The sequence below is a fragment of the Halorubrum sp. AS12 genome (assembly GCF_051122765.1).
In the GTDB taxonomy this organism is placed as follows: Archaea; Halobacteriota; Halobacteria; order Halobacteriales; family Haloferacaceae; genus Halorubrum; species Halorubrum trapanicum.
In genome coordinates this window covers 1,219,414-1,234,584 of record NZ_CP185385.1, presented here as the reverse complement: position 1 = coordinate 1,234,584, position 15,171 = coordinate 1,219,414, and the positions used below count along the sequence as shown (strand labels likewise).

Annotated in this window: 10 protein-coding genes and 3 pseudogenes; 2 read left to right on the top strand and 11 right to left on the bottom strand. The window is 70.7% G+C overall.

All coding sequences use genetic code 11. The features are described from left to right. Positions 1 to 6 precede the first annotated feature (6 nt). The gene (gene smc, locus ACODNG_RS06195; protein ID WP_434523063.1) at positions 7 to 3,588 is read left to right on the top strand and encodes a chromosome segregation protein SMC; all 3,582 of its coding nucleotides are present in this window, start codon (positions 7 to 9) and stop codon (positions 3,586 to 3,588) included. Next, positions 3,581 to 4,675, top strand: coding sequence for a segregation/condensation protein A (locus tag ACODNG_RS06190; protein WP_434522863.1), 1,095 nt, complete (start codon positions 3,581 to 3,583; stop codon positions 4,673 to 4,675). The genes smc and ACODNG_RS06190 overlap by 8 nt, the downstream gene beginning before the upstream one ends. 346 nt (positions 4,676 to 5,021) lie before the next feature. Here ACODNG_RS06190 and mtnP read toward each other — a convergent pair whose 3' ends face one another. The 11 genes and pseudogenes from mtnP to ACODNG_RS06135 form a co-directional block, all read right to left on the bottom strand. Further along, positions 5,022 to 5,888 (bottom strand): S-methyl-5'-thioadenosine phosphorylase, encoded by an 867-nt coding sequence (gene mtnP / locus ACODNG_RS06185; RefSeq protein WP_434522862.1) that lies wholly within the window; start codon positions 5,886 to 5,888, stop codon positions 5,022 to 5,024. A 120-nt stretch (positions 5,889 to 6,008) separates the two neighbouring features. Further along, the gene (locus tag ACODNG_RS06180; protein WP_434522861.1) at positions 6,009 to 7,007 is read right to left on the bottom strand and encodes a YeiH family protein; all 999 of its coding nucleotides are present in this window, start codon (positions 7,005 to 7,007) and stop codon (positions 6,009 to 6,011) included. Next, entirely contained in the window at positions 7,004 to 7,156 is a 153-nt protein-coding gene (locus tag ACODNG_RS06175; protein ID WP_434522860.1) for a hypothetical protein, read from the bottom strand. Before ACODNG_RS06175 ends, ACODNG_RS06180 begins: the two co-directional genes overlap by 4 nt. A 54-nt stretch (positions 7,157 to 7,210) precedes the next feature. Then, positions 7,211 to 8,633 (bottom strand): annotated as a pseudogene (locus ACODNG_RS06170) (FAD-dependent oxidoreductase). 119 nt (positions 8,634 to 8,752) lie between these two features. Continuing rightward, positions 8,753 to 9,466: an HD domain-containing protein gene (locus ACODNG_RS06165; protein WP_434522859.1), complete on the bottom strand. Its 714-nt coding sequence runs from the start codon at positions 9,464 to 9,466 to the stop codon at positions 8,753 to 8,755. Between the two features lie 11 nt (positions 9,467 to 9,477). Beyond that, a complete protein-coding gene (locus ACODNG_RS06160; RefSeq protein ID WP_434522858.1) occupies positions 9,478 to 10,173 on the bottom strand; it encodes a phosphoribosyltransferase in 696 nt (231 codons plus the stop codon). 100 nt (positions 10,174 to 10,273) lie between these two features. Continuing rightward, positions 10,274 to 10,935: pseudogene (locus ACODNG_RS06155) on the bottom strand (DUF7519 family protein). Further along, complete coding sequence (locus ACODNG_RS06150) at positions 10,875 to 12,482, bottom strand: DUF58 domain-containing protein (protein WP_434522857.1); 1,608 nt, start codon at positions 12,480 to 12,482, stop codon at positions 10,875 to 10,877. The pseudogene ACODNG_RS06155 and the gene ACODNG_RS06150 overlap by 61 nt, the downstream one beginning before the upstream one ends. Further along, on the bottom strand, positions 12,445 to 12,999 hold the full coding sequence (locus ACODNG_RS06145) for a DUF7269 family protein (protein ID WP_434522856.1): 555 nt from the start codon (positions 12,997 to 12,999) through the stop codon (positions 12,445 to 12,447). The genes ACODNG_RS06150 and ACODNG_RS06145 overlap by 38 nt, the downstream gene beginning before the upstream one ends. A 52-nt stretch (positions 13,000 to 13,051) precedes the next feature. Next, positions 13,052 to 13,999, bottom strand: coding sequence for a DUF4129 domain-containing protein (locus tag ACODNG_RS06140; RefSeq protein ID WP_434522855.1), 948 nt, complete (start codon positions 13,997 to 13,999; stop codon positions 13,052 to 13,054). Between the two features lie 86 nt (positions 14,000 to 14,085). Next, positions 14,086 to 15,134: pseudogene (locus ACODNG_RS06135) on the bottom strand (MBL fold metallo-hydrolase). Between the last annotated feature and the right edge of the window lie 37 nt (positions 15,135 to 15,171).

Sequence of the window (15,171 nt, the reverse complement as noted above, 5' to 3'; positions counted from 1 at the left end):
GCCCCCATCGACATCACTGAAGTCGTTCTGGACGGGTTCAAGAGCTTCGGGCGGACGACGAGGATCCCCTTCTACGAGGATTTCACGGTCGTCACCGGCCCGAACGGCTCCGGGAAGTCGAACATCATCGACGGCGTGTTGTTCGCGCTCGGGCTTGCGCGCACCCGCGGGATCCGCGCGAAGAAGCTCACCGACCTCATCTACAATCCCGGCCACGATGACGGCGAGGCTGCGGACGGGCCGAACGAAGCCTCGGTGACGGTCGTGCTCTCGAACGAGAACGGCACCCTCGACCGATCGCAGGTTGTCTCCGCGGCCGGCACGGAGAACGTCGGCGACGTCTCCGAGATCACGATCAAGCGCCGGGTGAAAGAGACCGAGGACAACTACTACTCGTACTACTACCTCAACGGGCGCTCCGTGAACCTCTCGGACGTCCAAGACCTGCTCGCGGCGGCGGGCGTCACGCCGGAGGGGTACAACGTGGTGATGCAGGGCGACGTCACCGAGATCATCAACATGACCCCCTACCAGCGGCGGGGGATCATCGACGAGATCGCGGGCGTCGCCGAGTTCGACGAGAAGAAGGAGGCCGCCTACGAGGAGCTTGATACGGTCGAAGACCGGATCGGCGAGGCCGACCTCCGGATCGGCGAGAAGGAGGACCGGCTCGATCAGCTCGCCGACGAGCGCGAGACCGCGCTCCAGTACCAGGACCTCCGCGACGAGCTCGAGGAGTACCGCGGGTTCAGGAAGGCCTCGGAGCTCGAAGACAAGCGCGACGCGCTCGCGGACGTCGAAAGCGAGATCGGCGAGGCGGAGACGGACCTCGAATCGCTCCGCGAGGAGCTGGACGCCAGACAGGGGAAGCTCACCCGCCTGGAGGAGGACCTCGCGGACCTCAACCACGAAATAGAGACGAAAGGCGAGGAGGAACAGATCGAGATCCGCTCGGAGATAGAGGAGATCAAAGGCGAGGTCTCGCGGCTGGAGGACAAGATCGAGTCGGCCGAGTCGCGCGCCGAGTCGGCCGAGAACGATCGGCGGCAGGCGTTCGTCCAGATCGACCGCAAAGAGGAGAAGATCGAGGAGCTGGACGGCGAGATCCGCGAGACGAAAGTGGAGAAGGCGTCGGTGAAATCGGAGCTGGCGACGAAGCGCTCCGAGCTGGCCGACGTCGAGGCCGAGATCGAGGGGGCCGACACCGAGTTCGACGAGCTGAAAGCCGAGCTGTCGGAGAAGAAGGAGGAGATCGAGTCCCTCCGCGAGGAGAAAAACGAGACGCAACGCGAGAAGGACCGGCTGCTCGACGAGGCTCGCCGGCGGTCGAACGCGGTGAGCGAGGCCCGCGAGGAGCTGGAGGCGGCCCGCGAGTCGCTCCCGGAGCACAAGGCGCGGATCTCCGAGCTGAAAAGCGAGCTGGACAAAGCCGAGAAGAATCAGGCGACCATCGAGGACGCGGTCGCCGACCTGTTCGCCGAGAAGGCGGAGCAGGAGGAGCAGCTGGAGGAGATCGAGGCGACGCTCCGCGAGAAGCAGAACGAGTACGCCAAGCTGGAGGCGGCCGCCGACGAGCGCGGCGACGCCTCGTGGCCCAGAGCGGTCACCGAGGTGAAGAACGGCGGTATCGACGGCGTTCACGGCGCAGTCGGCGAGCTGGCATCGGTCGAGACCCAGTACGCCGAGGCCTGCGAGACCGCCGCGGGCGGTCGGCTGGCGAACGTCGTCGTCGACGACGACGGCGTCGGCTCGACGTGTATCGACTACCTCAAACAGCGGAACGCGGGGCGGGCAACGTTCCTCCCGATCACGAAGATGGACGACCGGAGCCTGCCGCGGAAGCCCTCGCTGCCGGGCGTCGTCGACTTCGCGCGCGACCTCGTCGACTACGACGCGGAGTACGAGTCTATCTTCTCGTACGTGCTCGGCTCGACGCTCGTCGTCGAGGACATGTCGACCGCCCGCGAGCTGATGGGCGACTTCCGGATGGTGACGCTTGACGGCGACCTCGTCGAGAAGTCGGGCGCGATGACCGGCGGCTCCGGCGGTGGCTCCCGCTACTCGTTCACGAAGTCCGGCGGCGGGAAGCTCGAACGGCTCGCGACGGAGATATCGGACCTCGAAGACGAGCGGCAGTCGGTCCAGTCGGAGATCGACGCGCTCGACGACGACATCGAGGACGCGCGCGACCGCAAGGCCGACGCGGCCGAGCGCGTGCGGTCGCTGGAGTCGGACGTCGAGCGCGCCGAGGACGACCTCGCGGAGGCCGAGAGTCGGATCGAGGAGCTGGAGACCGAACTGGAGGAGCTGGAGGCGGAACGCGAGTCGGTCGACAAGGAGATGACGGCGCTCGACGAGGAGCTGGCCGAGACCGACGCGGAGATCGACGAGCTCGCCGCGGAGATCGACGAGATCGAAGCCGAGCTGGCCGACTCGAAGATCCCCGAGCTCTCCGAGCGCGCCGACGAGATCCGCGCCGAGATCGACGACCTCGAAGAGCGGATGGACTCGTTCGACAGCCGGATCAACGAGCTGGAGTTAGAGAAGGGGTACGCCGAGGACGCGCTCGACGACCTCCACGACGACGTCGAGGAGGCGCAGAACACGAAGGCGGACGCGGAGGAGGCGATCGCCGACCACGAGGCCGCGATCGAGGAGCGGGAGGCGGAGTTGGCGGAGAAGAAGGAGGCGATCGCCGACCTAGAGGAGGAGCTCACGGAGCTGAAAGAGAAACGCGAGGACCTCCGCGAGGAGATCCGCGAGGCGACCCAACAGCGCGACGAGCAGCGGTCGCTCGTCTCGGAGGCGGAGTCGGACCTCTCGGACCTCACCGACCGGCGGGACCGCTTGGAGTGGGAGATCGACGAGCTGGAGTCGCAGGTCGGCGCCTACGACGCCGAGGAGATCCCCGACCTCGACGAGGTGGAGTCGCGGATCGAGGAGCTGGAGACCGAGATGGAGGCGCTCGAACCGGTGAACATGCTCGCGATCGACGAGTACGACGAGGTCCAGGAGGCGCTGTCGGAGATCCAGGAGCGCCGCGACGTGCTCGTCGAGGAGCGTGACGCCATCGAGGAGCGCATCGAGGGGTACGAGGCGGCGAAAAAGGAGACGTTCATGGAGACGTTCGAGTCGATCAACGACCACTTCGAGGACATCTTCGCTCGGCTCTCGGCCGGGAGCGGCGAGCTCGTCTTGGAGAACCCCGAGGACCCGTTCGAGGAGGGGCTGACGATGAAGGCCCAGCCCGCGGACAAGCCGGTTCAGCGACTCGACGCGATGAGCGGCGGCGAGAAGTCGCTCACCGCCCTCTCCTTTATCTTCGCGGTCCAGCGGCACAACCCCGCGCCGTTCTACGCGCTCGACGAGATCGACGCGTTCCTCGACGCGGTCAACGCCGAGCGCGTCGGCGAGATGATCGAAGAGCTGGCCGAGGAGGCCCAGTTCGTCGTCGTCGGCCACCGCTCGGCGCTGTTAGAGCGCTCTGACCGCGCCATCGGCGTCACGATGCAGGGCGACAACCTCTCGGCGGTGACCGGGATGCAGTTCGGCGACGACGCCGACGAGGAGGTGAGCGCGGATGACTGAGGAGGGGGGCGGCGAAGGCTCTGGCGGCGGTTCCGACGGCGGCGTTCCCGACCTCGACCTGACGAGCGAGCGCGACGGCGCCGACCCGTTCGCCGACGACGATCCGGGGGACGACGGCGGTCCCGACTCGATCGGCGACGACGCTCCGGGAGACGACGGCGGTTCCGACCCGTTCGGCGACGACGCTCCGGGAGACGACGGCGGTTCCGACCCGATCGGCGATTCCGGCGTCGACTCGACCGACGAGTCCGGGCCGGACGTGGCGGGCGTCTCACCCCCCGACGAGACCGACGACGACGAGGTCGAGCCGGTCGAACTCCTCGTCCAGCTCGCCGAGGAGGGCGAGATCGAGCCGTGGGACATCGACATCGTTCAGGTGACGGACGCCTTCTTAGAGAAGCTCGACGAGACGGACCTCCGGACGACCGGGCGGGCGCTGTTCTACGCCAGTGTCCTCCTCCGGATGAAAAGCGACGGCATGCTGGCGGACGACGACGAAGAGGCGGAGCCGGAACCGGAGCCGTGGGAGGTCGCGATGGAGGGCGGCGCGCCCGACCCGGCCGACGGCGACTTCGACCCGATCGACGAGCTGGAGGCGGAGATGGACCGCCGGCTCGAACGGAAGAACACCCGCGGCTCGCCGGAGACGCTCGACGAGCTGGTCCGCGAGCTGCGCGAGGCCGAGCGCGGCTCGTGGTGGAAGGACTCCCGCGAGTACGACACCTCCGAGTCGCCGCACGGCCACGCTCGCGGCACGCAGACGCTCGACTACCACGCGGACGACGAGTTCCGGCAGGACGGGGAGCCGACCGCGGGCGAGGCGACCGACCGCACCCACGACGAGGACATCGAAGAGGTGATAGTGGAGATCGACAACGCCCTCCGGACGCACTTCGACCGCGGGCGCACGGAGGTGCTGTTCGCGGAGATCGAGGGCGCGGGCGGCCGCCCGTTCATGACGTACCTCGCGCTGCTTTTCATGGCCCACCGCGGCTCGGTCCGGCTCCAGCAGGACGACCTGTTCGGCGACCTGTGGGTGAAGGACCCGGCCGCGATGACCGGGGAGTCGGAAGCGATCGCGGACTGATACGTGTTTGAGAGGACCGCTGTCTCCAGAACCCTCGCCGTTCGCTTATAAATCGTTGACCGCGGATCGGCGGAGAACACTTTCAAAGCCCCAGTCGCGAGGCCGCCGTACGCTCGCTGCGCTCCTCAGTCGCTCGTTTCACTCGCTCCCTGCGGTGCTTACGTCGCCTACGGCGGCCTCGCGACTGCCCCTTTGAGCCCCGCCCGACAGCGACCGCACCGCACCTCTCACCTCCCCAGCCTCGTCAGTCGCCTCCGCTTCGCTCCGGCGACTGACTCCCTCGCGCGTGCGGTTCGCGCCGCGGTGCGGCGCTCACCGGCACACGCCACCGCACCGCTTTGTCCATTTATAAGTAGTCGCCCAGCAGCGGCTCGACGCGTTCTTTGGTTTCTTCCGGAATCGCCTCCGTCGGCGTGTTGACGGTGCCTTCGAGCGCGGTGTGCGCGTCACACTCCAGATCCTCGGGGAGCGTCCGCACGGCCTCCTCGACGGCGGCCTTGATCGCTTTCTGGTTCTGCTCGGCGTTTTCGAGCACCTCTTCGAGCGTCACCTCGCTGTCTTCCTTCCAGACGTCGTAGTCGGTGACGCCGGCGATCGTCGCGTACGCGATCTCGGCCTCGCGGGCCAGCTTCGCCTCCGGGATCGCGGTCATACCGACCAGGTCCCACCCCTGGCTCTTGTAGAACTCCGACTCCGCGCGCGTCGAGTACTGCGGTCCCTCGATGCAGACGTACGTGCCGCCCTTCACGACGCCGGTGTCGGCGGACGTGGAAGACTCCGCGGCCTCAGTGAGGTGGTCGACGAGTTCGGGGCTGTACGGGTCCGCGAACGGCTGGTGGACGACGATCCCGTCGCCGTAGAAGGAGAGGTCGCGGTGCTTCGTCCGGTCGTAGATCTGGTCCGGGACGACGAGCGTCCCCGGCTCCAGCTCCTCTTTCAGGCTCCCGACCGCGTTCGACGCGAACACGTGGCTGACGCCGGCCTTTTTTAAGGCGTACATGTTGGCGCGGTACGGCAGGTCGGTCGGCGAGACGCCGTGGTCCGAGCCGTGTCGCGGGAGGAACGCCACCTCTCGGCCGGTGTCGCCGAACTCGCCGATCGTCACCGCGTCGCTCGGCTCCCCGTACGGCGTGTCGAACTCGACCTCGCGCACGTCGTTCAGGGGGAGCGCCTCGTAGATGCCGCTGCCGCCGATGAATCCGATGGTTCCCATACCCGGAGTGCGCCCGCTCGCTACTTATAAGAAGTGAACCCGCGTCGTCGCCCGGGGCGACGGCGAGCGGTCGACGGCCCGAGGGCGGGTCGACGACATGCGCGCGGCGCGCGACGCGCCTCACAGCAGCCAGCGCACCGCCACGAGCGCGACCGCGCTCACGACGAGCAGGTGGACGAGGACCGCGCCGACGGGCGCGGCGCCCACCGCGCGCATGTCGTCGACCCGGATCGAGAGACCGAGACCGACGAACGCCAGCGCGAACAGCGCGTCCGAGACGCGCCCGATAGACGCCAGCGCGGCCGGCGAGAGCAGCCCGCTGTTCGCGACCGCGGCGACGAGGAGGAAGCCGAGCAGGAACTTCGGGAACTCCGCCCACAGGCGCCGGACGCCCGGTTCGGCGGCCGAGCGCGCCGTGTACGCCAGCGAGTACGCGACCGCGACGCCGCCCAGAAGCGAGTTGCGCGCCAGCTTCGTCACGGTTGCCCACTGGCCCGCCTCGGGCGAGTGGGCGAACCCCGCGGCCGCGACGGGACCGGTCGAGAACATGCTCACGCCCGCCCAGACGCCGAACTGCCGACCGGTGAGACCGAGCCACTCGCCCGCCAGCGGGAACGCGACGAGCGTCACCGCATCGAAGAGCAGGACCGTCGCGGCCGCGAAGGTGATCGCGGCCCCGCGCGCGTCCAGCACCCTCCCGATCGCGACGACCGCGGAGACGCCGCAGACGCTCGCGCCGGCGGCCAGAAGCGAGGAGGTGGGCGAACCGATCCGGAACAGTCCGCGCGCGACGACCTCCGCGAACAGGAGTCCGCCGGCGACGAACGCCACCACGAGCCCGAGGACTGTCGGTCCCGCGGCGAGGAACTCCTCGACCGCGACCGCCGCGCCGAGCAGTACGATCCCCGTCTCCAAGAACAGCTTGTCGACGCCGACGCCCGGCTCCGCGATCTCCGGGATCCCGACGGTGTTCCCGACGATGACGCCGATCGCGACGGCGACGACGAGCGGCTGAACCCCGGGGACCGCGTCCGCGACGAGCGTCGCGGCGAGGGCGCCCCCGGCGAGCAGCGCGAGGCCGGGGAGATACGCCCGAACCCCCTCGACTACCCCCGTCACAGCGCCTGTCCGACGAGGTGGACGGCGACGATCCCGAGACCCAGCGCGAGCGCCTGCCAGCCGCGGTCGAGCGCGGTCCAGCGGTCGACGACCCCGGTGTCGGCCGCCGAGCCGTCCGATTCCGCTCTCTCGTCGCCGTTCGATGCCATGGGGGCGAATCGACCGGGGCGCTACTTACCCGTGTCGCTCGTGCCCGGTTCCGATCAGTCGTCCGCCTCGGCCGCGACCTCGTCGTCCGCGTCCGCGTCGGCGTCCACCTCCTCGTTCGCTTCGTCCTCCGCTTCCGTCTCGTCGAGCCGCGGGAAGTTCTCGATGGTCGCGTCGCGGAAGGCGGTCTCGTCGAACTCGTAGTCGTCCTCGAAGAAGCCGAGGACGGTCTCGACGTCGGTCATCGCGTTCTTCAGCGCGGTCGACGCGCCCGGCGAGGGCGTGATGTTGAACAGGATGCCGTCCTCGGTGATCTTCGCTTCGCCCATGTCCAGCTCCTTGTTCTCCGTGTCGACGATCTGCGGGCGCACGCCGCCGTACCCCTTCGCGCGGTCGATGTCGTCGACGTCGACGCTCGGCACGACCTTCTGGACGTCCGGCAGGAAGGCGCGCTTACCGACCACGGGCAGGTCGTACACGAGGTTGCGCACGACGTACGGGAAGAGGATCTTGTCCGAGAGGATGTTGACGTAGCTCAGCACGGAGTCGGGGTTGAAGCCGAACACGTCGACGAAGTCGCTCACCGTCGAGAGGTGGCCGCGTTCGAGCGCGGGCACGAGCTTCGCGGTCGGGCCGAACCGGGTGATCCCGTCGTCGTGGACGTCGGCGTCGCCGTGAACCGCCGCGAACGGGAGTTTCTTCATCTGGAGCGTGTACACCTTCCCGTTCAGCAGGTCGTCCGCGAGGAAGAAGCTCCCCGCGACCGGCAACAGCGACATCCCCTCGCCGTACCCCATCTCCTTGGCGAACTGGAGGCTGTGGGATCCGGCCGCGACGACGACCGCCTCGGCGTCGAAGTCGCCGTCGTCGGTCTCGACGAGGAAGTCGTCGCCGCGGTCGTCGACGTTCGTCACGGCCGTTCCGAGGTGGACCGAGACGCCCTCCTCCTCGCGGGCGGCGTCGACGAAGGACTTCGCGACCGCGCCGTAGTCGACCACGTAGCCGTCCGGCGTCTGGAGCGCCTTCAGCTCCGTGCCGGGGTCGCGCCCCTCGACGACCTTCGGCTCCAGCTCTTCGATCTCCTCGCGGCCAATCTCGCGGAGCTTCGGGAACAGGTCACCGAACCCGTTCTCGTGGTAGCGCTCCTCCAGCTTGGCGACCTCCTCGTCGCCGACGCCGAGGACCATCTTGCTCCGCTTGCTGTCCGATCTCGCGGTCGGGGTCCTCCCCTTCGAGGTAGCCGGCGAGCAGCTCCGCGCCCTCCTTGACCTCCTCGGCCTTCTCGAGGGTGTAGTTCGTCTCGATGTCCCCGAAGTGGAGGGTCTGCGAGTTGTTCGTCCGGTGGGAGTTGATCGCGGCGATCTCCCGCTCCTTCTCGATCAGCGTGACGTCCTCGACGTCGGTGAACTTCGCGACCGTGTACAGCAGCGACGCCCCGCTGATTCCCCCGCCGATGATTACGAGATCGGTGTCAGACATGCGTGGTGAAAGCTCACCTCGTGAGACGGACTCCCCGTTAACCCTTTTACCATCCATTGACGAAATCGAGCGGTAGAGAGCCTACAAACGTCGATTGTGTATTCGACGATCGTCGAATTTTACTCGTCCCGCGCGCTTCGGTACCGCTCGCGGACCGCCGCGAACAGCGCGCGCCCGGCGTTGGTCCGGAGCCGCGGCTCGGTCGTCGCGAAGAACTCGTCGAGGTCGTCGTACTCGCGGAACGCGTCGGGGTCGCCGCGCTCCGGGTCGTACCGGTCGCCGCGCTCGTAGCAGACGGCCTGAAAACAGGTGTCGAGGAGGTCACACTCCTTGACGAGGACCGCTTCCGGCGACTCGCGCGCCTCGTACACCTCCCACGCGTCCCGCACGCGCTCGGGGAGCGGTCCGGCGAGGTCGCGCAACGCCGCCCGCTCGGCGGCGGCCTTCGCCTCGCGGTCGACCCCCTCTGCGGTCGAATCGCTGCGGTCCGTCACGTCGGTCGCCCGAGTCGCCACGTCGCCCGTCTCCGCCTCGGCCACGTCGTGGACGACCGCGAGCCGGAGTGCGCGGTCGAGGTCGACCCCCGGGAGGTCGACGGCCAACCGGTCGCCGAGCGAGACGACGAGGTACGCGACCCCCCACGAGTGGGCGGCGACGGACTCGGGTTCGTCGATCCCGCGGAGCTGCCAGCCGGTGCGCCGCTCGTCTTTCAGGTCGTAGGCGGCGAGCACCGCGTTGAGGGCGTCGTCGAGGTCATCGTCAGCGTTGTCGTCGGCGTCTGCGTCGAGGTCGTCGTCCGCGCCTCCCTCGCTCTCGTCGTCTGTCGCGTCCATCGTTCGGCCGGCTACTCGGCGAGCGCCCAGCTCTCGTCGCCGACCGGCTCGGCCACGTCCCGCCGCACCATCTCCTCGATCACCTCATCGAGGCGGTCGGGCTGGGCGACCTCCATCTCGATCCGGCCGATGCCGTGGAACTCCTCTAAGTAGTGGCGCAGGTCCTCCCGCGAGAACGCCGACTCGTCGGCGCGCTCCATCGCGCCCTCCGTGAGGTCGACCATGTCTTCGAGGAAGTTCCACGGGTAGACGACCCAGGTCCACTGCTCCAGTCGCTCGCCGACGAAGTCCGGCTGGAACTCGGAGGTGCCGAGAAGCTGGAGCGTCGCGGTGCGGACCTCGCCCGCGTCGCGGTCCTCGACGTACTCCTCGGCGCGGCGGATCGACCCGCCGGTGTCGGCGATGTCGTCGATGATCAGGACGTTCTTCCCCTCCACGCTCCCCTCCGGCATCGGATAGCGGATCTGGGGTTCGCCGCTCTTCTCGGCGGTCCCCACGTAGTGTTCCATCTTGAGGCTGGTGAGGTCGTTGAGTCCGAGGAAGTCGCAGACGCAGCGCCCCGCGAACCAGCCCCCGCGGGCCAAGGCGACGACCACGTCCGGCTCGAAGTCGGCCCGCTTCACCGCGTCGGAGACGTTGCGGCAGAGCCCGTAGATGTACTCCCAGTTGGTGAGCGTGCAGTCGAAGTCGTCCGGGAGGTCGCTCATACGAGCGTACCTGCCAGCTGCGCGCTCATAAGGGTTTAGCTCCGCGGGCGCGCGACGACCGCACCTCACCGACCGGTGGCGTTCAGCGCGCCGCCCGCCCTCACCGAACCGCCGAGGTCAGCGCGATACCGCCCGCGAGCAGCAGCGCGAGCGCGGCCACCGGCTGTCCGCCGCCGACCGCGAGGGTGACCCCGTAGACGAGACCGGCCGCGAGCGCGCCGACGAGCAGGCTCGTCCCGCGTGGACCGCGACGTTCCGGCGGACCCGCGCGCCCCGACCGACCTGCTCGCCGAGACCGACGCCGTGGTCGGCGACGTCCCACGCGACCGCCAGCCCGACGGCGGCGACGAGCAGCGCCTCGGCGGGCGCGCCGCGGTACCCCGCGACAGCGACCCCGACCACGCCGACGGCGGCGCCCCACGTCAGGACCCGCGTCGACCTCCGGAGCGCGCCGCCGAGGAGCCCGAGCGCGGCAACCCCGAGCAGCGCGCCGCCGATCGGGCTCGCGACCGCGCCGGCGGTTGCCGCGACGCCCGCGGCCGCGAGGCTCGCGACTATCGCGACTGTCGGCGGCCGCGCGTCCGTCTCGTGGAAGTCGGCGGTCAGGTCGTCGGCCGGAGCTCCGGCCGACGACCCGTCGTCGCCCGCTTCGCTTTCCCCCTCGCTGCCCCTTCCGCTCTCCGCGTCGCGGACCGCGCCGCTCATCGCGACCACCGCCTCGTCGCGGCCGCGACCGCGACCGGGAAGGAGTCGTCTCGCCACTCCAGCGCGCGGATCCCACCCGACCGGAGCGTCCGAAGTCGCTGCCGGCGCTCGAAGGCGGTCAGCCGCTCGCCGGCCGTCCCGGTCGCCGTGGGATCCGGCGAGAGGACAGTCACGAGGTGGCCGTGCGCGTCGATCCGACGGGCGAGCGTCGCCGCGGTGTCGTCCGCGAGCGGCGTGAAGAACAGCACCTGCGCGTCGGCCGGGAGCCGCCGCCGGAACCGGCGGAGCCACAGCGACCGGTAGAACCGCTCCCCGCTCGGCGTCGGCGCCAGCGCCGGGTCGGTCGCGAGCGTCTCGCGGCCGCGGGCCGCGTGGACGGTCCCGCTGCCTGGCGGGAGCCAGCAGTCCAGCGGCGACAGCGCCGCGATCCCCACCCGGTCGCCGCCGTCGAGGAGCGCGGAGAACGCCTGGCCGGCGGCCGCGACGCTCGACTCCACCGCCGTCTCGGCGTCGGGGTCGGCGGCGACGTAGGCCGACTCGCGCGCGTCGACGAGCAGCACGACGGTGGCGGAGCGCTCCTCGCGGTGCTCGACGGTCGACAGCTCACCCGTCCGCGCGCGGCGGTTCCAGTCGATCCGCTTGACCGGGTCGCCGCGGCGGTACTCCCGGGTCGCGTGGAACTCGACGCCGGCCCCGCCCACGTCGGTCGGCACTCGGCCGTGGTGGACGGTCGTCAGTCCGCGCAGGGGAAGGTCCCCGCCGGCGGACAGCTCCGGCGTACAGGAGACGGCCGTCGGCGCGTCGAGGTCCGCCGTCCGCTCGCGGGCACCGGCCGCGTCGCGCGTGATCGCGGTCAGCGGTCCCCACTCGTGGTCGCCGCGCGCCGCCCGCACGGTGTACTCGAACGAGACCGCCGTCCCCGGCCGCAACGCGGTCGCGACGCGGGCCGGTCCGTCGACGACCGCCAGCCCCGGCGGGACGCCGTCGACGAGCCGGAGGTCCGGAAGCGTCGCTTCCCCGACGTTCTCTGCGCGAACGGTGACGCGAACCTCGTCGCCGGGCGCCGGCGTTTCGTCGCTCACCGACCGCGTCACCGCGAGCGTCGGCGTCGGCGCGTCTCCCGCCCGGGCGTACACGGCGTACCCGACGCCGACCGCGCCCGCGAGCACCAGCGACGACTGCCGGACGATCACGCCGAGACCGACGAGCGCCAGCGCCGCGCCCGCGATCCCCAGCCACCGATCCGTCTCGACCTCCCGTCTGCGCTCCCGGTCGGTCGGGGTCTCGGCCGGCCCCGTCGCGGCCGCGTCGTTCTCCCGTTCGGCCGCATCGTTCTCTCGTTCGGCCGCGTCGTTCTCTCGTTCGGCCGCGTCGCTCTCCACGCCGGTCGCGGTCGCGTCCGGATCGTCTCCCCGGGCCGAGTCGATTCCGGCCGCGACGCCGTCGTCGCCCTCGTCAGAACGCGGATCGGTCGAATCGGCCGGATCGGTCGAATCGGTCGTATCGGTCGAACCGGCGGAATCGGCGGAATCGGCCGAATCGGACGCGACCTCCCCCGCGAGTCGCTCACGCCGCACCCCCGGACTCGATCCGATCGATCTCATCTATCGCCGCCCGCAGTCCGTACCAGTAGCGCGACCGCCCCCGGACCGTGGCCGACAGACGGACCCGGATCGGGTACCGGGTCTGCGCGTCGAAGAACGCGGCGGCGACGGGGTCGTCCGTCCACGTCCCGTCGCCGACGGTCGCCTCGGCCGCCTCCCGCGAGCAGTTGCGGTCGCGGGCGACGGCGTCGACCGCCACCTCCCGGACCCGGTCGCGGAGGTCCCGGCGGTCCCGGTAGCCGCCCGGTCCCGGGCTGGCGACCCGAGCGATCCGCTCGTCGAGGGCCGCCCCAGGAACCCCGGCCGGCTCGCGGCGCTCCGGCTCTCCGGGATCCGTCGGGAGTCGCCGTCGGTCCCGGCGCGCGTTCGCGTATCGGATCCCCTGGACCACGCCGAGGACGCCGATCAGCGTGACGACGGTCGACGTGGGAGAGATGGCGGCCGCCACACCGCGGTCGAGCGCGGCGAGGAGACCGACGGCGACCGCCAGCACCCCCGCGACGACCAGGGGACGCACTACCGGTCACCCCCGTCGGCTCCGACGCGTCCGATCCCGGCGGGTCCGCGCGTCACGAGTCGCCCCCGTGTCGCTCCTCGATCCGGCGCAGCGCCTCGACGGCGCGGCGCTCGCGGTCGTCCGTCGCGTCCTCGCCGCCGTAGCGCACGCGCTCGAACGCCTCGGTGAGCGCGGTCACCGGCTCCTCGTCGACGCCGGCGTCGACCGCCGCGGTCGCGAACTCGGCGGGGGTCGAGGAGGCGGGGCGGTCGACGTCGAGGACGTCGGTCATGTCCCGCCACGCCCGGTACACCTCGTTGTCCGCGTCCGACGACTCGATCCGGTCGGCGGCCTCGCCGGCCGCCCGGCCGATCGCGTCCAACTCTGGGGGGTCGTCGTCCGTCGGATCGGGTTGGCCGCCCTCGTCGCCGTCGGTCTCGTCGTCGCCGCCGGCGAGGAGGAGGACGGCGACGCTCGCGACGACCGCGGCGAGGACGACCAGCGCGAACAGGGCCTCCGGCGTCGACGCCGCCCCCTCGCCGCCGCCGAACCCGCCGCCGCCGGGGGCGCCCTCGGGGAACAGTCCCGTCCCGTTGCCGCCGAGACCGAGCGACACCGAGAGGCTCTGTGCGGCCGATCCGCACGCCGACAGAATCCAGAAGAGGACCCCGATCGGGAGACCGATCACGCCGGCGACGGCGGCGCCCGCGAATGGCGACGCGGTGTCCCGGTAGGTCACCCCGGCGAGCAGCGCCATCCCGAGAACGAGTGCGGCCACGGCCGGCGGCTCCCTGAGGTACGGGAGACAGACCCCGGAGGTGGACAGCCCGCCCGCCTCCCCCGACGAGGTGAGGACGCCCGGGTCGCCCTCCGACTCTCCGACGCTGGGAGCGTCTCCGTCGCCGCCGCCGAACCCGCCGCTGCCGGTGTCGACGGCGGTGTCCAGCGTCGCGGCCGCGACGCCGAGCGCGACGACGGCGAGGAGGGCGACGACGACCGCGGCGAGGGCGTCCCGCTTCACGTCCCCGAATACGCCGGCCGGCACGAATACCTTTCGGCGGCCGAAGTCTGCCCGGTTATCGGGCCGGAACGCCCCGCAGTACCCGGCTACGCGTCTTCGCTGCCGTCAACGAGGCCGTCGAGCGGCGTGGTCGGGAACAGCGAGTCTACGTCCGGATCGGCGTCGACGAGGCGGTACGCGGTCCCGTCGCGCTCGACGACGCCCGCGGCCGCGAGGTGGTCGAGGTGCGAGAACGCCTCGCCGGGTCCGTGGAGGACGTGGATATTCTCCAGCGAGCCGAACAGCGCGGCCGAGACCTCCCACGCGGTCGCCGGTCCCGACTCGTCGAGCACGTCGATCACCCGCCGGGTGCGGTGGCGGTGGTGGTCGAGGATCGCCGCAGCGCGGCGGCTCGGATCGTCGATCCGCCAGCGGTGGCCGGGGTGGGCGGCGTCGAAGTCGCGCTCGACGATCCGCGCGAGGCTCTCGGCGTAGGCGGCGAGCGCCTCCTCGACGCGCACGTCCGCGCCGCCGACGTTGGGGGTGTACTTCGGGAGCAGCGCGTCACCGGTGAACGCCTCCTCGGTCGCGTCCGCGCCGGCGACCGGGTCGTGGTCCGGCACCGCTCGCGGGTCGAACGCGAACCCGGAGAGTCCGGCGGTGTGGCCGGGCAGGTGGAGCGCTTCGAGTTCGACGCCGCCCGCCTCGATCGCGTCGCCGTCGCCGAACGTCGTCACGTCGGCGGGTCGCCCGAGAGGTCCGCGCTGACCGCGTCGAAGAAGTCCGTAAGTCGCTCGCGGTCGGCGTCCGGCATCCCCCACCGATCGAACGTCTCGCGCTGGAGGTCGTGGTCGGCGAACAGCGGCGTCTCGCTCCCGTCGACGAGGGCGGCGTCGGCCTCGTGGACGTACACGTCGGCGCCCCCCTCTGCCTGAACCTCGCCCGCCAGCCCCGCGTGGTCCGGGTGCCAGTGGGTGAGGACGACCGCGTCGATATCGGCGAACGAGCGCCCGTACTCGGCGAGACCGTCGACCAACTCCCCGCGCACGTCCGGGAGCGCGACGCCGGTGTCGACGAGCGCAGTCGTCTCGCCGTCGAGCAGGTAGACGTCGTTTTCGCCCTCGAAGACGGTGTTGCCGAGCTGGATCCGTTTCACACGCACCGGTCGTCGGGAACCCTTTTGAGGGTTGCCA